At 49.4% G+C, this 19536-nt stretch carries 11 protein-coding genes; 6 read left to right on the top strand and 5 right to left on the bottom strand.

The genetic code is table 11. From position 1 onward, the window contains the following. Positions 1-5: 5 nt before the first annotated feature. Together FOA19_RS09735 and FOA19_RS09740 are read left to right on the top strand one after the other, a co-directional pair. Entirely contained in the window at positions 6-803 is a 798-nt protein-coding gene (locus tag FOA19_RS09735; RefSeq protein WP_149090649.1) for an ABC transporter permease, read from the top strand. A 7-nt stretch (positions 804-810) separates the two neighbouring features. Beyond that, the gene (locus FOA19_RS09740) at positions 811-1560 is read left to right on the top strand and encodes an ABC transporter ATP-binding protein (RefSeq protein ID WP_149090650.1); all 750 of its coding nucleotides are present in this window, start codon (positions 811-813) and stop codon (positions 1558-1560) included. A gap of 52 nt (positions 1561-1612) precedes the next feature. On the opposite strand, the gene FOA19_RS09745 is transcribed toward FOA19_RS09740, so the two are convergent. Continuing rightward, complete coding sequence (locus FOA19_RS09745) at positions 1613-2890, bottom strand: O-antigen ligase family protein (protein ID WP_149090651.1); 1278 nt, start codon at positions 2888-2890, stop codon at positions 1613-1615. Between the two features lie 523 nt (positions 2891-3413). Further along, positions 3414-3797, bottom strand: a complete 384-nt coding sequence (locus FOA19_RS23340; protein WP_190300353.1) for a hypothetical protein — start codon at positions 3795-3797, stop codon at positions 3414-3416. Between the two features lie 631 nt (positions 3798-4428). On the opposite strand from FOA19_RS23340, the gene FOA19_RS09755 reads away from it, so the two are divergent. Next, positions 4429-7740 (top strand): VCBS repeat-containing protein, encoded by a 3312-nt coding sequence (locus FOA19_RS09755; protein ID WP_223808822.1) that lies wholly within the window; start codon positions 4429-4431, stop codon positions 7738-7740. Next, positions 7740-9092 (top strand): vanadium-dependent haloperoxidase, encoded by a 1353-nt coding sequence (locus FOA19_RS09760; protein WP_149090653.1) that lies wholly within the window; start codon positions 7740-7742, stop codon positions 9090-9092. The genes FOA19_RS09755 and FOA19_RS09760 overlap by 1 nt, the downstream gene beginning before the upstream one ends. Positions 9093-9606: 514 nt before the next feature. Here FOA19_RS09760 and FOA19_RS09765 read toward each other — a convergent pair. Together FOA19_RS09765 and hrpB are read right to left on the bottom strand one after the other, a co-directional pair. Further along, on the bottom strand, positions 9607-10038 hold the full coding sequence (locus FOA19_RS09765; protein WP_149090654.1) for a hypothetical protein: 432 nt from the start codon (positions 10036-10038) through the stop codon (positions 9607-9609). A gap of 771 nt (positions 10039-10809) precedes the next feature. Beyond that, positions 10810-13248: an ATP-dependent helicase HrpB gene (gene hrpB / locus FOA19_RS09775; RefSeq protein ID WP_149090656.1), complete on the bottom strand. Its 2439-nt coding sequence runs from the start codon at positions 13246-13248 to the stop codon at positions 10810-10812. An 842-nt stretch (positions 13249-14090) separates the two neighbouring features. On the opposite strand from hrpB, the gene FOA19_RS09780 reads away from it, so the two are divergent. Then, the gene (locus FOA19_RS09780; protein WP_149090657.1) at positions 14091-15803 is read left to right on the top strand and encodes a hypothetical protein; all 1713 of its coding nucleotides are present in this window, start codon (positions 14091-14093) and stop codon (positions 15801-15803) included. A 511-nt stretch (positions 15804-16314) separates the two neighbouring features. Further along, positions 16315-17733: a hypothetical protein gene (locus FOA19_RS09785; protein ID WP_149090658.1), complete on the top strand. Its 1419-nt coding sequence runs from the start codon at positions 16315-16317 to the stop codon at positions 17731-17733. 481 nt (positions 17734-18214) lie between these two features. Here the strand turns inward: FOA19_RS09785 and FOA19_RS09790 are convergent, their stop codons facing one another. Continuing rightward, positions 18215-19426 carry a DUF1624 domain-containing protein gene (locus tag FOA19_RS09790; protein WP_149090659.1) on the bottom strand — a complete coding sequence of 404 codons (1212 nt, stop codon included), beginning with the start codon at positions 19424-19426 and terminating at the stop codon, positions 18215-18217. Between the last annotated feature and the right edge of the window lie 110 nt (positions 19427-19536).

Below are 19536 nucleotides of genomic sequence, written 5' to 3' on the forward strand. Positions count from 1 at the left end.
GTATTATGATTTCAAAAACATTGAGCAGTTGGTATTCAGGGAGCAATAAGCTTGAAAGATTGTGGCTTTTAGCCAAGATTGAATTCAAACTCAGATATTATGAAAATAAGCTAGGCCTATTTTGGGCATTGTTGAAGCCAATCTTAGATATCTGCATTTATTATGTGGTCTTTAATATCATCATGCAGCAAGGCATCCCAGCTTTTGCCTCTTATCTGTTCATTGGGTTAATCTTGTTCAATTTCTTTATTGAAAGTACCAGTGGCACAATTGCTATTCTAAACGCTAAGAAGTATTTGTATGAGTATAGCAACATGAACAAACTGGAAATCTATATTTCAACCTTGATGAGCAATGTGATTGGTTTTACATTTAATTTCATCATGTTCATGGTCTTCTACAATTTTCTAGAGCCGCAATCCATAGGGTTATCTATTCAAAACTTCTGGATTGTTCCCATATTTGCGAATCTCTTTATAATGGCTTTGGGAGTCTCCTTGATCCTTTCCAATATTTATATCATAGCCAAAGACATCACGCAAATCTGGCAGGTATTCTCTACAGTTTTGATGTTCATCTCTCCCTTGTTCTATAAGCTTTCAAGTTTCAAGGCAGCCTTACCCTCTTTTGACTATGCTAATCCCCTGGCTGGAATCATTATCAACGCTAGGCGGGTTATGATGCAAGGGCTGCAACCAGACTATGAATTGATGATTTTCGATTACGGATACGCCTTCTTATTTCTATTTGTAGGCTTGATTTTATTGAACAAACTTGGCTCTAAGGCCGCTGAAAAACTGTAATATTGGAATGGAAAATACTATTGTGAAGAACGGGATCGCGATAAAGGCAAGAAACATCAGTAAGACCTTTCAGATTTCAGAGGATAGCCATAACACGGTGAAGCACCGGTTGTTTAATCTTTTCAACCCGCCAAGAACTAAATATGTGCCTGCGTTAAAGAACCTTTCTATGGAAATCATGCAGGGAGAGTGCATTGGCTTGCTGGGAAGAAACGGATGCGGTAAATCTACTTTGGTGAAGTTGTTAGCTGGGGTTTATCCATCAGATACAGGGTACGTGAACATCCAGGGCTCTACCATGCTGATGAACCTAGGCGTGGGCATGAGCCATGAGTTGACTGCCCGTGAAAACGTGTATGTTTCTGGATCTGTCTTGGGCCTTAAAATAAAAGAGATAGATGCCATCTTTGATGAAATCATTTCCTTTGCTGAACTGGAAGGGTTTGTAGACACCAAAATCAAGTTCTTCTCCTCGGGGATGGTGGCTCGTTTAGGCTTTTCAATAGCCGTGAAGGCTGGCGCCGATATCATGTTCCTGGATGAAATCTTTGCTGTAGGGGATGCTAAGTTTCAGGAGAAAGCAATAAAGGTATTTGAGAGCTCCTGGATACAAGGCAAAACAGTGGTGCTGGTAAGCCACAGCATGGAAGTGATCAGGAAATACTGTAACCGGGCAGCCTTTATGAGAAAAGGTGAGCTCGTTTATTTTGGAGACACGGAACAAGCCATTGACCTTTATATGAAGGATAACGAGTAATTAATTACCTATTAATCTCTTTTAAGATAAAAACGGAATGGTCCGGTTGAAATCAACTGGACCGTTCCGTTTTTACAGTATTTGTCAATACAAAGGGAATAAAAAAACCTACGAGCATTGTCCCGAAGTTCTTGCCAAAGTACACTTCGGTTATCCAGGCAAGGGCAAAAGTGCTGATGACGAGTATGGCAAAGCCGTTCTGGTTTTGGTAAGCGAAAAGAAGGGGCAAAAAGAGCCAGCCAACTAAGTAGAAAAGTAGGCCGATTACCCCGAGGCTGAACAGTACGTCCAAGTAATTGCTGTGCACGTTCTTATCGGTTTCAATGGCCATGTAGAACTTCTTCTCTTTGTACTTTTCTAACAGAACAGCGTCCTTATCGCCTAAGTCCACACCTATGATTGGGCAGGTTTGAAATACTTCTAATCCGCAGGTCCAGGCGGCTAACCTAAAGTTAGCTCCGTTCCACTGGTCTGGAGTGATTTCCATGTTATAATGACTTTCCTTGCCTCTGCTTTCATAGTTAAAGCTTTGGTATGTGAGTTCTTTGTAGCGGTTGAAGGTGGAAGGCATGAGCTTGTTAATGACTACTGTTCCTATAATTAACCCCAAAACCAGCGTTAGCCCTTCCAGAATCTTCCGTTTTCTGATGATGTAGTAAAAACTAAAACCAAGCGCCACAAACAGAAGCAGGGTAAACATGATGCGGCTTGCCAACAGGTAGCTGAAGGTAAATAGTACTACCACAGCCAGTAACATACCAATCTTGTTTTTGCCTCTGCCAAAGAAGATTTCTTTCGCGAAAATGTAGAGGGCTATATTGGTGGCCAAAGCCATATAAATGGATTGTTGCCTCGTGATGCCAGTGAGAGCGTCGTTGTAGAGGTAGTCTGTTCTGTGGGCAGTACTGGCAGCGTAAATACTAGTGATTATGCAAACTAAAGCCACAATAGTAGTAATGACGGCAAAAGATAGTAGCACCTTGTCCTTGAATTCCTTTTTAAGCTGGAGTAACCCTAAGCTAGCTGGGAAAAGGAGTAAGGGAAGTCTGATTTTCAGGTGGTGCAGCCCTCTGGCAATATCGTCTGAGAGGAGGGTGCTTACTACCAGCACTAGGAAGAACAGGAGCATGCCCTGGAGGTAGGGCCTTTGTTTAAGAGTCTCCCATTTATCTTTAAGACTACTCATGGAAAAGCTATAAACTACCAGCAAGCCTGTTACAACAGAATTGATCCCGCTTAAGTGGGCAAAATAGAGGGTAGCAAAGAATAGCAGAATCAAGGCAAACAGCCCTTTTTCTTTTTTTGTGAAATCTTGTAGGCTAAGAATCATGCTGGGGGTGCTGTCAGGCAGATGTTACTGCCTAGTAGATGTATTTGATTTGGTATAAGCTTTCCTTACATAAAAAGCGAGTTCACTTCTTAGGTAGAACTGTTTTGCAAAATTAACTAATGATTTTAGTTTAGGGAGATATAAGCACGTTTTTGCAAAATTGGTCTTTAAGTAAAATAAGGAGCAGGTCTATGGCGATAGTGATGACCACTGTCTCCGTCCGGATGGAAAGGGTTTTGCAAATTGTTAGAAGAGGAGTTGAAATTTATTTTCCAACGGAGTTCCCACTAATTAAGATAAAATTCGGTTTGCCTGCTGATAGGCCGAGTTGAAACTTAATATGGCATGTTTTTAGTCCATTTTCTTAAAAACAGGTCATAAAACAAAAAGTATTCGGGTCTTGATCTTAGACTTATTGTGCCAGGTGGCCCAAATATCCTTGAGAACATGTTGAGGCAAGTTCAAACAAAAAGGGTGCGAGACAACTCGCACCCTGTAATTGGCTTTTTAAAGCGGCTAAGGCCTATCCATTATGTTGGTTGAAATCACCGCCATTGTAGTCACCGCCTACTTGGCCGCTTCCGCCGTAACCGGCGCCAGCACCACTGGCAGCTCCTTGATCTAAGCTAGCTTGGTTTCCACTTTGGTTATGGCCGCCATTGCGGTTCTTTCCTTTTTTTCCGTAGCTAGACTGCCCAGTAGTTGAGCTTTTGCTTGAACGGTTCAGGAAGAAGCCATAGGCTATCAAGCCTAGTCCGGCTGCAAACGCAACGTATTGTTTGTCTTTGTTCCGAAGCTGCTGATAGAATTTCACGCCAGAGTCTGCCGGATTGTTGATGATGTTAGAGATTTCCTGCGGATTCTGGATCAGGTCTGTAAGGGCTTTGGTCTCTTGATTATTTTCCATGGTTTTAGGGGTTTGTGTGGTTGTAGGTACGGGTTTTACAGGGGTTGGATGCTCCACTTCCTGAAATATTTTAACAAAGAAGCCGCTACTAAAAGCCTCTACTTAGGTTTTGTTTAACGAATAATTTATTGTCACACATTATTTTGTGTAACTATACCTGACTTGTTTCCGAGAAAAGGAAGTCGTTTTCAAAAGAGTATGGCTTTGTAAAATGTAAGCTGAAAATGCACCATTAAGATTCTAGTAAACTTCATATGTCAAATTGTGACAAATGTTTGTGGTTAACGGTGTTAAGCGATTTAAATAGGATTTTCGCCTCGCCGTCTAGAATACCCAAATAAAAGATTTTACCGCTACTGCCAAAACCATAAGGCTATTGCAAATCCTGCTGTAAACTCCCCTGCAGCAAAGGCATGAATAAATGTCTCTGTGGTCAATGATCACCCAATATGTGGGTGTAAGGGTTTATTTTACTTCCATATTAGGTATGGTGCTGTTTCTGACGTCCTTTTGTAAAACCAGGACAAAAGCGCCACTTGGAGATGCCAGTAAAAATCTGTATTATTATAGGCTTTTTTAAGATTTCAGCATGTATTTGTTTAGACGTACTTCCCTTTTAGGGATAGCCTTTTTGTTAGTAGTAACCTTGGGTTGCCAAAAAGAGAAACAGGAGAAAGAGACCGCCACCGCACCTGCGTCTTCTTCTGGACCCACTCTTTTCACGCTTCTCTCGCCTGAGACAACCAATATCACTTTCAACAATAACCTCACCGAGACGCCTTATTCCAACATCATCGTCTACCAGTACTTTTACAATGGCGGCGGCGTGGCCATCAGCGATGTAAACCAGGACGGCCTGCAGGACATCTACTTCTCGGGAAATATGGTGCCCAACCGGTTGTACCTGAACAAAGGACAGATGCGGTTTGAGGACGTTTCAACGGCAGCGGGCGTTACGGGAAATCAGAATGGCTGGAAGACGGGCACCACCATCGCTGATGTCAACGGAGATGGCCTCCCAGATATTTACCAATGCTACTCGGGAAGCTTGCCCGGAGAAAGGCGCGCCAACCAACTGTTCATTAACCAGGGACCCGGCAAAAACGGGGTTCCTACCTTTATGGACAAAGCGAAGGAAATGGGCCTGGCAGATTCTTCCTTCAGCACCCATGCTTCCTTTTTTGACTTCGACCGGGACCATGACCTAGATATGTTCCTGCTGAACCATAATCCGAAGCAGTTCACCAACCTGGACGATGTCACCATCAAGGAAATCAAAAAGAAGCCGGAGCGCGCCATGCAGGCCAAGCTCTACCAGAACAACAATGGCACGTTCAAAGACATCTCAGACAAGGCTGGCCTAGATAAATCAGCGTTTTCCTACGGACTTGGCGCCGGCATCGCGGATATAAACCAGGACGGTTGGCCCGATATCTACGTCTCTAACGATTACTCGGCCCCAGATTTCTTGCTCGTCAACAACAAGAACGGCACCTTCATAGATAAATCTAAAGGCAGCATCCAACATACGTCCATCTATTCCATGGGCAATGACATTGGCGACATCAACAACGACGGCCTGCCCGATATCATGACCCTGGACATGCTGCCTGAGGACAACAAACGCCAGAAGCAATTATTCGGGCCAGACAATTACGAGTACTTTGACATGCAGGTACGCGCCGGGTTCAACTACCAGTACATGCGCAACATGCTGCAGGTGAACAACGGAGACGGCACGTTCAGCGAGGTAGGCCAGCTCAGCGGCGTTTCCAACACCGACTGGAGTTGGGCACCTCTCTTAGCCGATTATGACAACGATGGCTGGAAAGACCTTTTCGTGACCAACGGCTTTTTGAAGGATTTCACCAACATGGACTTCATCAAGTTCCGGAGCGCCTATTTCCAGTACCTGCGGGGCAAGGTGACGCCGCAAAGCGTGATGAACCTGCTGTCCAAAATGCCGGCTTCCAACGTGAATAACTACATGTTCAAAAATACCGGGGGCCTACAGTTCAGCAACGTGGGTAAAAGCTGGGGTTTTGAACTTCCCTCCAACAGCAACGGGGCCGCCTACGCAGACTTGGACAATGACGGTGACTTAGACCTAGTCGCCAATAACGTGAACCAGCCCGCCTTCGTGTACCAGAACCAAGCCCAGAATCAACTGAAACACCAATATCTGCAGTTGAAATTGGTTGGCGCAGGCAAGAACACCCAAGGTTTGGGTGCCAAAGTGATCCTGTACCAGAAAGGACAGCAGCAGCTCCAGGAGCAGATGACCTCGCGCGGGTTCCAGTCCAGCGTATCGCCGGTGCTGCATTTCGGGTTGGGCGGCAACGGTACTATTGATTCACTGCGCGTGGTTTGGCTGGGAGGCAAGCAGCAGGTCCTCAGAGACGTGAAGGCCAACCAGGTGCTCACCCTGGAGGAGAAAAACGCCACCTCCACCTATATACCCGTTGGGCCGGGCAAAACCTATTTCACAGAAACTGCTTCTCCAGTTACGTTCGCACACCAGAAAACCCCTATCAATGACTTTAAGCGCCAGCCGCTCATGATTAACCCCATGTCCTTTTCGGGGCCCTGTTTGGTAAAAGGCGACGTAAACGCTGATGGCCTGGAGGATATCTTCGCAGGGGGCGCCATCGGGCAGGCTGGGGCGATTTATCTGCAATCTAAAGGCGGTAAGTTCACCCTGAAGGCAAACCCGGCTTTCGCCTTGGATAAAAGCAGCGAAGACGTGGATGCCCTGTTCTTCGACGCGAACAATGACAAGACGCTGGACCTATACGTGGTGAGCGGCGGTTACCACAACTTCATGCCCACTGATGCCGCCCTGCAGGACCGCCTGTACCTAAACGATGGCAAAGGCAATTTCAAAAAAGCCCTTAAGGCACTTCCAACCATGCTCACGAGCAAAAGCTGCGTGCGCGCCTCAGATATCAACGGAGACGGGGCGTTGGATCTGTTCGTGGGTGGCCGGGTGATTCCGGGTCGCTACCCCGAGGCGCCCCGCAGCTACGTGTTGCTTAACAACGGCAAAGGCCAGTTCAGTGACGAAACCGCAAAAGTGGCCCCAAAACTCCAGAACATCGGTATGGTGACTGATGCTGCCTGGCACGACCTTAACGGCGACCAGAAAGCAGAACTAGTGGTGGTGGGAGAGTGGATGTCCGTTTCTGTTTTCGGCCTGAAAAACGGAAAACTCACCGAAAACACCGATGCCTTCTTCGCCCGGAAGTACAGCGGCTGGTGGAACAAACTGCTGGTGGGCGATTTCAACAAAGACAACCGCCCCGACCTACTCATCGGGAACCAGGGGTTCAACACCCAGTGTAAGGCCTCTGAGAAAGAACCCGCCGAGATGTACTTCAAAGACTTTGATGACAACGGCGCCGTGGATCCCATCCTGTGTTTTTACATGCAGGGCAAGAGCTACCCCTATGTGACGCGTGACGAGCTTCTGGACCAGGTAAGCATGATGCGCACTCGCTTCCAGGACTACGGCACCTACGCCAGCGCCTCGCTCAAGGAAATCTTCACCCCTACGGAACTTAGTGGGGCCGGTCATCTGTCCTGCAACTATATGCAAACGGCTTATTTTCAAGGAGGTGCGAACGGGAAGTTCACCGAGATGAAATTGCCGCTGCAGGCCCAGTACTCGCCGGTATTTGCCATGACCACCCTGGATTATAACCATGACGGCGCTCCGGACCTGCTTTTGGGTGGTAATGTCAACAAAGCCCGCCTGCGGTTCGGGAAATCAGACGCGAACTACGGTGTGCTGCTGCAGAACGATGGCAAAGGAAACTTCGCTTACGTGCCGCAGCATAAATCTGGGTTCAAGGTGGTAGGCGATGTGCGGAGCATTCTGAACGTGAACAATACGGTGGTATTCGGGTTGAACCAGATGCCCGTGAAAGCATACAAGCTGCAGTAATGAAGAAATATTTACCCTTTATCTTGGTTTGGACTTTGCTTTGGGGATGTTCTTCCCCGGGCCGGGACCAGAAGCAGAACCTGAAATTCAGCTCTGAGCAGATCAGCCAGGTCATCCACCGGATGACCGACATTATGGTGAACGATGTCACCAATCCGCCGCTGGCTTCGCGCTTTTTCTCCTATGCCACGCTGGCCGGCTATGAAGTAATTTCGCAGCACGACAGCGCCTATCAAAGCATGCACGGCGTGCTGCGGAACTATCCTGCAGTCACCAAACCCGATAGCATTGACGGCTATTCCCCGGAACTGAGCGCCATTCTGGCCATGATGGAAACCGCCAAAAAAATGCAGCCCTCGGGCGTGCTGCTTGACTCCATGGAGGTCCAGTTCCTGGATTCCTGCCGCCGCGAAGGCCTCGCCGAGGAAGTGATTACCTCGTCTCTGACCTACGCCCAGAAAGTAAGCAAGCAGATTCTGGCCTACGCCAAAGCCGATAAGTACAACCGCATCAGCAATTACCCACGGTACACGCCCAAAGAAGGAGAGGGGAACTGGTACCCAACCCCGCCCGCGTATTTTGCACCGGTAGAACCTTACTTCAACACGGTGCGGTCCTTTACCCTGGACACTTGTACCCAATTCAAGCCAGCGCCTCCCATCGCTTTCTCCACGGATAAAAAATCTAAGTTCTTTGGGCTTTTGCAGCAAAATTACCAGTCTAGTAAAAACCTTACGCAGGAGCAGTTGGATATTGCCTCTTTCTGGGACTGCAATCCCTTCGCCCTGCAGGACAACGGACACTTGCAGGCGGGGCTGAAGAAAATATCTCCGGGTGCGCACTGGTTGGGCATCACGGGCATTGCCTGTAAGCAAGCCAAAGCTGATTTCGCCAAATCCATGAAGGTGCATACCTTGGTGTCCATCGCGCTGATGGATGGTTTTATCTCCTGCTGGGACGAGAAGTTCCGGAGCAACCGCATCCGTCCGGAGACTGCCATCCGGAAGTACATTGACCCCACTTACAAGCCCCTGCTGCAGACACCGCCTTTCCCAGAGTATCTCAGTGGCCACTCCACCATCTCCGCGGCCTCGGCGGTGATCCTGAGCCACTACTTCGGAGACCAGTTCCAGTACACCGACACCGTGGAAGAGCGTTTCGGATTGCCGGCCCGTACATTCAGTTCCTTTCAGGATGCTGCCATTGAGGCGGGCCTTTCCCGTTTTTATGGCGGTATTCACTTCATGGACGCCATTGACAACGGCCGGAAGCAAGGATTGCAGGTAGGGGAGTGGGTGCTGCGCAAAGTAGAGGGAGCGCCGCAGGTAATGGCTTCTGTACAGGGAATTTGATTTTATTTTTTAATAGGTAAGGCCTAGAATGAAGGTGTTAGGTGGTTTGGCCTGACACCTTTTTTGTTTTGCATCAGTAGTCCGCTTGTGCTAGCGTGGCGCTGCAGTTTTCGTGGGTACATAAGCTGGGTTGTTTCATCGTATCCCTCCGAGCGCTCACGGCCGCGAGGCCCCGCCTTCCGGCCTCGCGCTGCGCCAGCTTCCTTTGCTCCTTTCAGTCGCAATGCCTTACGGCACCGGAACCTGACAAGGCGCTCCACCGAAAGGCTGGAAACGGAAATGCGTAAGGGGTACATTTACTCACCTCCCATCTACATGGTTCAAGTATGTGACTTGGACCTATCAAGTGGGCAGTTTGCAACTGCCGTGAGGCACCAGCCTCAAACTGGACCTGCCATGTAAATGATTGGCAATAGCTTCTAGCTACTGTCTTTCCTTTCCAGTACCCCTGAAAAAGAAAAGCCTCTCTAACTTCCGTTAGAGAGGCTTTTCTTTGATCGGTATCTACTATCGATTAACCTAACCAAGCATTCCAAGGAATGCGGCTCAGGATAAGAATAAGGCCCAATCCGTAGAAAATGGTCATCGTTTTAAAGCCTTGGTTCGTGCCTATTTGACGCTTGGCTTTGGAATACCCGATGGTGATTAGGATAACGGCCAGTACCATCATGAGCGGGTGCTCCAGAACGTATAAACGAGTAGTGGCATCTTTCATGGCGGCCCCGGATGCGCTCTTTAATCCTAGGGGAGACACAAAGTATAGAATAAGCCCAATCACCCATTGCAGGTGCGTAGGAATTAGTCCCAATAAGCCCAGTTTCCGGTTTTTGTCAGTGAAGGTTTTTCCGCCTAAAAGTCCGGCCAAAGCGGCGATGAACGAGATCGCCACGCCTAAAAGCACCAGATACGCCAAACCAGAGTGCGCGTGCTGAAGTCCTGTATACATAGTATAAATATTAGTTGCAGGAGTAAATATAAGGAATACCTATTATACGAACGGAAAGATTGCGCTTATAGCCGCTGTTACTTCCAGAGAATGTACTTAAGTTAGTACAGAGAGAGAATTCTAAAAGTAGATAGTTTTGAAGCTGTTTTACTTATTTCAAGCTCAAAATACCTGCATAGGCTACCTACACTACTTAAGCTTTCGCCTCCCGGCAGTTGCAAACTGCCGGTCATGGTAGGTCCAAGTTACAGACTTGAACCATGGTAAGTGAACCCACCCCTGCCCCTCCGAGGAGGGGAATAAAGACCTCCAAAACTCCTCCCCTTGGCTAAGGTATAAACAAGGGTGATTCGCTGCTGCGAGCTGCAAAGGCTTTTACTACTTTTACCTATTCCAGCCTTTCGGTTGAGCGCCTTTGTTTTAGACCTGGTGCCGAAGGCAGGCCAACTGGCCAAGGCTAAAACAGCAGCGCGATGCCGGAAGGCAGGGCCTCGCGGCCGTGAGCGCTCGGAGCCCAGCTATGAAACAACCCAGCCTATGCACCCATGAAAACTACGGCCCTACGCCAGCACAAGCGGACTACACCTTTCACTTAAATAGAAGTAAAGAAATACCTAAACCTGTATCTAGCCTGCTTTCGCAAAAACAGCCTGTAAACGCCAAGCTATGCATAAACAATCTTGAATGGCTATCACCGGTAGCTCATAAAATTCCTCCAGAAAGGCTTAGCAGTTATAACATTACAAAAGCGCTGCACCACTCATAAGGACCCTACCGCCATGCCACCCTTGGAAACCTCTTCCCCAACATCGGCTTCAAAGATGGGTAATCTTCTTGCCAGAAACTATGAAGGCTATGCACTACACGTAAAGGCTTCAGATCGGGGGTGAGCAGGTGCAGGACAACGTTTACGTCACCGCCGTCAACAGTGGGGTTGTTCTCCCAGTCCAGCACATCCTGTAGACGGATCTCCAGCAAAGGCGATTGGTCGTTGCCGGGGTAGGCCAGCTCCATTTCGTGGCCATCTGGTAAGACCAGGGTAGCCGGGGCTAGTTCATCCAGCAGGGCGGTTTTTTCCCGGTCCAGCATTCCTTTCAGGATGGGAAGCAGGTCAATCTCAAAAAGGTCATCGCCAATCTCCACGTCTTCCAGGTAATAAGCGAGCCAGTCGGGGTTGGTGAGCAGCAGGGTAGGGGTGCTGAGGTCGGGGAAGCCTTCGGTGGGGTGCCATTTGCGCAGGCTGAGTACCCGGTTCTGAAACTGCACCACTTCTGGGGAGAAGTTCAAGAGCGCCTCGCCCTCGCGTTTGATGGTCTCACAGATCGCTTGGATCAGGAAACGGTCGTCTGGAGGGGGCAAAGGTTTGCATTGGAGCACGATGGACCCGATGCGCAGGTCACGGGAGGCGGTGAGTTCGCCCTCCTCGGGGTCCCAGGCAACAACGTCTTTCTGTTTCACCAAGGGCGCCAGGTCTTTGGGGTTGAGCGGAGAGGCCAGGAAGATGCGCCCCATTCCTTCGCCCCCGGCATGCAAGTGAGCAATGGCCAGCCACGGGTCATGCGCCAAGTCATCGCGGTGGCCAGCGCTGGCGTACTTGCCGTTAGCCAGCTGGAACTGGGCGTTGTTGCCGGGGCGGGCGTAGGCAATGCGCTCTGGGTAGCAGTTTGCCAGCAGTACGCCGGTTTCATACGGGTCCACGGCCGAGTTCTCGGCGTCAATGCTGAACATGCGGCGGTACTGGGCGGCTATTTTCTCAATCTTAGTGAAGCGTTTGTTGTGCATCTGCTCCTTCCGGAAACGTCTGAGCGCTTCAATGCGCAGGTTCAGGTCAATACCTGCCTCGCGGGGCAGCGGGTCGCGCTCTTCCAGCAGGGCGGCAATATCAGTTGCCAAGGCTAATTGGTCACTTTCCTGGGCAGCCAATAGCATGTGTGCTAGTCGCGGGTGCGTAGGCAGGGTGTGCATCTTGCGGCCATGCTCAGTGATGCGGCCGTTCTCAAGGGCATTGAGTTGGTGTAAGGTTTCCTGGGCCTGCAGCAACGCGGCTTTGGGCGGAGGGGTGAGCCAGGTAAGCTGTCGGATGTCGATGATACCCCAAGCAGCCATGTCTAAGACCAGCGGAGACAAATCAGCGTCCAGGATCTCGGGGGTACGGTGCGGCGTGAGGCGGGCGTGCAGGTTCTCGGTCCAGAGGCGATAGCAGGTACCCGGACCCAAACGTCCGGCCCTGCCGGCGCGCTGGTCAGCGGCGTCTTTGGAGATGCGCACGGTTTCCAGACGGCTGAGGCCCGTACCGGGATCAAAGCGCTGGGTTTTGGCAAAACCGGTATCCACTACCACGCTCACGCCTTCAATGGTTAAACTGGTCTCGGCAATAGAGGTAGCTAGCACTACTTTGCGTTTGCCGTTTCGGTCTGGCATGATGGCGGCGTACTGTTTGCCGGGCGGCAACATGCCAAACAGCGGGTGGATGGCCGTGTTCCGCAGATCTCTCCGCAGCATGGATTCTACTTTTCTGATGTCGTTCTCACCGGGCAGGAATACCAGCACATCGCCTTCTTTTTCCCGCATGGCCTGCTTGATGGTCCGTACGGTCATCTCGTGGAGCAGGTGCGGATCGGTCTCGCCGGCGTAATGAACATCAATGGGGTATTGCCGTCCCTGGCTTTGGGCCACTGGGGCTTTGAGCAGACGGGTGAGTTCGGGCATGTTGAGGGTGGCGCTCATGACCATAATCCGGAGGTCGGGGCGCTGGGTGGCCTGAGCCTCGCGGCTAAGGGCCATGGCTACATCGGCGTGAATGCTGCGCTCGTGGAACTCATCAAAAATGACTAGCCCTACGCCCTTCAGGGCATTGTCTGAGTGCAGCATGCGGGTGAGAATTCCCTCGGTGACTACCTCCAGCCTAGTTTTCTCTGAGATACGGTTCTCAAACCGGATGCGGTATCCCACGGTTTGGCCTACCTCTTCGCCCAGGAGCTGCGCCAGCCGCTCGGCAATGGTTCGGGCCGCGAGCCGCCGAGGTTCCAGCATGATGATCTTCTGCCCCTTGAGCCAGGCCTCGTCCAGGATAGCCAGCGGCAGCAAGGTGCTTTTTCCCGCACCGGGAGGCGCGTTCACAATAAGCGTGTTCTCGGCAGCGAGGTGTTCCCGCACCGCCGGTATGATTTCCCTAACGGGTAAGTCTATATCAAAAGGATTGAATGGCAACGGAATGGATTTTGGTGAAAAGTGCTGGTCTTGCTATTGCTAGACCAGCCCACAAAGTTACGGTAAAATAAGCGGTTAGGTATGCCCCAATGTTCCCTGGCTAAAAGGTCTTATACACGGCGCTGGTCTTTGATGATAAAAATGAAAGGCTTGGCAGAACTATACAACCCAACCTTCATTGGTGATTAGGCTTGAAGATTCAAAATGGAACCTCCAGTGGAGCGAATAGAACTCTTTTCCCCGCGCTGGTGGAGGACCGCTTTTTTGGGCTATTTTTCAGAAAATAGAGCCAAAACAAGAAGCTTTAATTTCCACTTGAGTGACCTCTGGCGCTAACACCTCAACAACAAAACCCTTCTGCATCTTTCTACATTTCAGGATCTGATATCCTCTTGGAGCGCGCATGAAAACAGCACCATAAGAGGATATTGGTTTTTGGTAAATCCTGTGTAGGTACAATTATGAAATTCGCAATTTTATGGATTGTTAGAAATTGCGCTAAAATCAGTTTTTATAAAATTTAAAGGCTTAAAAATGACGCATTTAGCCCGAGTAGGAGGGTATTTTCAAAAGTGTTAAAAATACACCATGTGTGGTAAATACTGAAAATTACATAATAATTAATATTAGTTGTTGAGAATTTGACAAATGGGCTAGAAGAAATGTAAATTGTATTACAGATTTTCTAATTTATCTTTTAACTAAAACAGTAAGCTATTATGAAAAAAAATCTATTCAAATTCAGCATGTTACTTGCTGTGGCTACTGTATTCTTTGGTTGTAGTCCAGAAGAGGAAGAATTGGCGCAACCAGATGTTCTGGGTAATTCCAGTAAAAACACGATGACGACTGAGAGCTGTGAAACTGTAACCTTTGACAAATACACCAAAGGACAGAACGGCTTCGTGAATGCAGTGATGAGTGACAAAGCATCTGCTCCCATCTACGTGAGTGCCTATAGGAAAACGGCGCCCAATGTGTACTCCGCCACAAATGTGGCCAACATATTTAACTCCAATCAGCCTACCCCCATTCCAGATGTTCATGAGATAGATGACATCCTGACTCCGCACCAAAACTATGGCGGCGGCGGTGTGGGAGCCGGTGGCGCCTCTGGGGCATTCGCCAACAACACTTCCCTGGGAAACTTATTGATCATCAACCGTACCAACGATCCGGCACAGGCTTATGACAACAACCAAGGGGGTAAGTTCGTGTTTGATTTCTCTACGTATGGTACTGTGACCATGAGCTCCATCACCGTGATGGACGTGGACAGCTATGAAGCAGGTGGTAAGGTGGTTTTGTATGGTATTGGCGGAAACGTGCTTAAAACCGTGATGCTGCAGGTAAGCGGCGATAACGGCAAGCAAGTAGTGAATCTGGGCAATACCAGCGGCGTGGTGAGAATGGAAGTGTATTTAGGCCCAGGCGGTACCTTAACCGGCTCCGGCGCTATTGACAACATTGTCTTCAACTGCTTGCCACCAACCGAATGCGAAGTGGTAGACTTTACCAGATACGTGAGAGGATCTGACGGCTTCGTTTCTTACGTGACCAGCAACCAGTCCTGGACTCCGATCTACGTGAGTGCTTTCCGCAGAACCGCGCCAAACACTTACAGCACTACCGATGTGGCAAATGTCTTCAATTCTGGTCAGCCAACCCCAATTCCTGACATCAACCAGATCGATGACATCCTGACGCCGCACCAAAACTTTGGTGGTGGTGGTGTAGGAGAGGGAGGTGCCTCTGGAGCGTACGTGAACAACACCGCCTTGGGTAATACGTTCATCATCAACCGCACAGATAACCCAACAATGGCCTATGACAGCAACACGGGCGGTAAAATGGTGTTTGACTTCTCTTCCTATGGCTCTGTGAGTCTATCTTCTATCACTGTGATGGACGTAGACTCTTATGAAGCCGGTGGCAAAGTAGTACTGTACGGTGCCGGCAATACCGTGCTCAAAACCGTGATGCTGCAGGTGAGCGGTGACAACGGCAAGCAGATTGTAGACCTGGGTGGTACCAGCGGTGTGGTGAGAATGGAAGTGTACCTGGGCCCAGGCGGAATCTCGCCAAACGGTCTGCTGAGCGGCTCTGGTGCGGTAGACAACATTGTCTTCAACTGTCCGCCAATTCCTCCTAAAGAATATGGCTGTACTTACACCCAAGGCTACTGGAAAAACCACGCTACCGGCAAGAAAAGAGATGCTACCTGGGGCAACCTGGCCAACTCTACTTTCTACGGAAGCGGCATGACCTACCTGCAATTGTTCAACACTCCGCCAAAAGGAGGCAATGCCTACATCAATCTGGCCCACCAATACATGGCAGCCAAACTGAACCTGATGCAGGCTTCTTCTACTCCTGAGGTGGATGCTGCTTTTGCCGCGGCCACCGCTTACTTCTCTGCCATGTCTGGCGGTAGCTACCGGAATACCATTTCTAATCCGTACACTACCGTAGACAGAAATACCCTCTTAAGATGGAAAGACATTTTAGGAGCCTACAACGAGGGTAAAATTGGTCCCGGCCATTGCGATGATTGAAGGAAAACCATAGGTTCAACCTAACCTGAAACGCCGTTGCAAGTCTCTTGCAACGGCGTTTTTTTATGGGCAGACGCTTAGATGCCATAAATGGATGACTAATTAGAGCACTCTTTACACCCGATATGGTTCTTCTTTAGAGAGCAGTTCCGTTCTCTTTCTTGGGTGTTTTTACCAAAAACGGGTATAAATCGCCTCATAATTCGCCGAGTATTCATGCGTGGTAACCAGTTGGGCACCATATAAGGTATTCTTTTCAAAGAATTACTGTTACTACGTTGTTTTGTGCAAAATTACCTTTAAATAAATCAAAAAATGTTCTTAATCAGTACTTTAAAGGCCAGTAAGTGGCTTAACATAAAGTATGGATAGAAAAAATTGAAAATTAATAATAACATAATTAGATTTATTGTAACAAAATTCATAAATAGCAGGTATCAAAGATTTAATATTACAGAAAAGCCATTTTAAAAACTCTAAACCAATTTTTTTATCAAACCCCTAAATTATTATGAAAGTAAACTTACTGAGAGGCAGCATGTTATTGGCTGCAGCTACTTTGATCTACGGGTGTAGCCCCGAGGCAGAGGAGACGATCCAGCCAGATGCGTTTGGGAATGCAAACCAAAATCCTATGTCAGAATCCTGCGAAACCATCTCCTTTGACAAGGTAATCAGAGGAAAAGACGGCTTTGTGACCGCCGTAATGAGTGACCAGGCTTCTACCCCAATTCTAGTAACGGCCAACCGGAGAACCGCTCCCTACACGTTTGCGGCAACCAACTCGGCCAACATCTTCAACTCGGGCCAGACCGGGCCTCTGGGCAATGAGGTGGACGACATCCTTACCCCGCACAAAGACTTCGGTGGCTGGGGAGACGGAGACGGCGGTAAAAAAGGAAAAACCTACGCCAACAACACGGCCCTGGGCAATGTTCTGATCATTAACCGCACCGATAGCCCAACCCCGTCCCATGATAGCAACAATGGGGGTAAACTGTACTTTGACTTCTCTGGCTACGGAACCGTAACCATGAACTCCATCACCGTTCTGGATGTGGACTCTTATGAGGCCGGCGGAAAAGTAGAACTGCGTGACATCATGGGCAAAGTGCTTAAAACCGTGAACCTTGTCGTGAGTGGCAACAACGGGAAGCAGATCGTGAATCTGGGCGGTACCCCAGGTGTCGTGAAAATGGTGATTACCTTGGGCCAAAGCGGAAAACTGTTCGGCTCTGGCGCCATTGATGACATCTCGTTCAACTGTACGCCTAAGCCAGCCTGCGAAACCGTGGCCTTCACCCGATTCACCAGAGGGGCAGACGGCTTTGTGAATGCCGTAACCAGCGACCAGTCTTCTACGCCTATCATGGTTAGCGCCTTCAGAAGAACCGCTACCAACGTGTACAGCAAGGTAAACGCCGCCAACATCTTCAACTCATCGCAGCCAACTTCTATTGGCAACCAGGTGACAGATATCCTTACTCCGCACCAGAACTTCGGTGGTGGTGGTGTAGGTGACGGCGGTGCTGCCGGTGCTTTCGTGAACAATGTGCCAATGGGTAACATGCTCATCGTGAACAGAACCACAGACCCAACCAAAGCCTTTGACAACAACCTGGGCGGTAAACTGGTGTTTGACTTCTCTAAATTCGGATCGGTGAGCCTAAGCTCAATGACCGTGCTGGACATTGATGACTATGAAGCCGGTACCAAAGTGGTATTGTATGATGCTGCCTCTAAAGTGATCAAAGAAATGGTGCTGCCAATCAGCGGTAACAACGGAAGGCAAACCGTAGACCTGGGCAAAACCATGGGTGTGGTGAAAATGGAAGTGATCCTAGGACCAAAAGGCATCTCGCCAAACGGAACCTTCAGCGGATCTGGCGCCATTGACAACATCATGTTCAACTGCCCGCCAACCATGTAAAAACCGCTCCTGGTCTTAAAACTTGAGGGAAAAAGCCAGGCAGGCCGTTGAGAAACGCCCTAGTTCCTGCGCTTATCCTCCAGCCTGATCAGGAATCCATAATCACCTACCAAAACGCCGATGTTAGAGCCTTCTAACATCGGCGTTTTCTTTTGCTTCATGGCTGAACTCTGGACTGAATTTTCCGGAGTAATTCTGTTTAGAGCTTGATTTTATAAAACGGCCATTTAACGTTATCCTAGAAGCTTAGCTTAAAAACTTAACCCTGCCGCAAGTTTGAGTGCAGCGGTAACTTGTGGCTGCCTATGGTGCCAGTTTGTAACTGGCGTTGACCATCATCAGATATCCCGGTTCGCCAGTTGCAAACTGGCCCTCATTTCTACTCCAAGTTACCGCTGCGCTCAAACTTGAAGTATGGGAATTACAGTTATTAACCCGTTTTTGGAAAACAGCCTTTAAACTGAATTCAACAAAATCCGGATTACAGATAACTGAGCCAGCGGTTCTCGGGATGGGCGGCTTTGTAGCGGCCGTACCAGCGGCACAAAGGGTAAAGCGCCAGCACCAAGCAAATCCAGAAAAGGTAAATGTAGGGCAACTCCAGGCCAACCCCTGTCTTGGGTCGGCCAAATTCCAGGGAGCCGAAGGGCAGATCGTCCCAGGAGACCCCTTGAGCGAGCACCATGACCAGCATGGCCGTATGGATGGTATACCAATGGACAAGGTAAAAGAACATGGGCACGCGGCCGTATATGGAGAAGAACCGGGAAAAGCCGTTATGGACCTTGTTCAGGAAACCGAGAAGCAAAAACATCAGGCCCAGGAACAAGGCGGTGAACAACAGCGAGGGCGCGTATTTGGTTACATTGATGAAAGACAGGAAGGTGAGAAGCGGCGACTTCTGCGCAGCCCAGGGACTAGGGTCTCCGTAAGCCTGGGTAAACCGCAGCACCGCAAACAAGCCCAGAGCCAAGGCACCCGCAAGGAACAGTATTTTGCGGCGAGGCACCTCCGCGCGCTTGAACACCTCGCCAAACCCGAAACCCAGCAACAGAATGCCCAGCCACGGAATCACAGGGTAAGCCACCAACAGTGAAAAATGTTCGCCCGCCTGGAAAAAGCCCGGCCTGAAAAGGATAGAGTACGCGAACTTGCCTACCATGGACTGAGCCGGACCCACAGGCGGCAACAGGTTATGCAGCAGAATAATGGCCAACCCAATGCCCCCAAGCACCCTAGAAGGCAGCCGCAGGGACAAACCCAATACCACAAACCCAAACCCAATGGCAAAAATCACCTGGAACATGATGGTCCGGAAGAAAATATCAAACCAGATCCCGAAACCGATGACCGTCACCTCCAAAACCATGAGCCAAAACCCGCGGGAAAGCAGGAACCGCTGCGCCCGCGCATAGTTCCTATCTTTCTGCAGCGACAGGTACGCTGAGGTACCCGCCAGGAACACGAAGGTGGGGGCGCAAAAATGCGTGACCCAGCGCGTAAGAAAGAGAGCCGGCGTGGTGGTGCTCAAGTCCAGCGGATCCTGTACCAGAGCGGTGGTGTGCAGCAGATCGCGCACGTGGTCCAGCGCCATGATCACTATGGCCAAACCCCGTACCACGTCAATGGAAGACACCCTGGCTTTCTGTTCTAAAAGGGGCGGGGAAGCAGTGGTAGTAGCGGTTTGTAGCATAGCGTTTGGGTGAGGTAGAACAACCCGGACCGTTCCAGGGTAGAACTAAAGTACTTAACTTCTGGCAGATAAACCAGTAGCCCCAAGATGTGCTTTCCGGGCCCGTTATT

The organism is Rufibacter hautae, assembly GCF_008271695.1.
Classification (GTDB): domain Bacteria; phylum Bacteroidota; class Bacteroidia; order Cytophagales; family Hymenobacteraceae; genus Nibribacter; species Nibribacter hautae.

Excerpts from the sequence above, each read along its gene's own strand:
- FOA19_RS09780 (WP_149090657.1), top strand. The coding sequence starts at position 14,091 with ATGACGACTGAGAGCTGTGAAACTGTAACCTTTGACAAATACACCAAA.
- FOA19_RS23340 (WP_190300353.1), bottom strand. The coding sequence starts at position 3,797 with ATGGAAAATAATCAAGAGACCAAAGCCCTTACAGACCTGATCCAGAAT.
- FOA19_RS09760 (WP_149090653.1), top strand. The coding sequence starts at position 7,740 with ATGAAGAAATATTTACCCTTTATCTTGGTTTGGACTTTGCTTTGGGGA.
- FOA19_RS09785 (WP_149090658.1), top strand. The coding sequence starts at position 16,315 with ATGAAAGTAAACTTACTGAGAGGCAGCATGTTATTGGCTGCAGCTACT.
- FOA19_RS09745 (WP_149090651.1), bottom strand. The coding sequence starts at position 2,890 with ATGATTCTTAGCCTACAAGATTTCACAAAAAAAGAAAAAGGGCTGTTT.
- FOA19_RS09735 (WP_149090649.1), top strand. The coding sequence starts at position 6 with ATGATTTCAAAAACATTGAGCAGTTGGTATTCAGGGAGCAATAAGCTT.
- FOA19_RS09740 (WP_149090650.1), top strand. The coding sequence starts at position 811 with ATGGAAAATACTATTGTGAAGAACGGGATCGCGATAAAGGCAAGAAAC.
- FOA19_RS09765 (WP_149090654.1), bottom strand. The coding sequence starts at position 10,038 with ATGTATACAGGACTTCAGCACGCGCACTCTGGTTTGGCGTATCTGGTG.
- FOA19_RS09790 (WP_149090659.1), bottom strand. The coding sequence starts at position 19,426 with ATGCTACAAACCGCTACTACCACTGCTTCCCCGCCCCTTTTAGAACAG.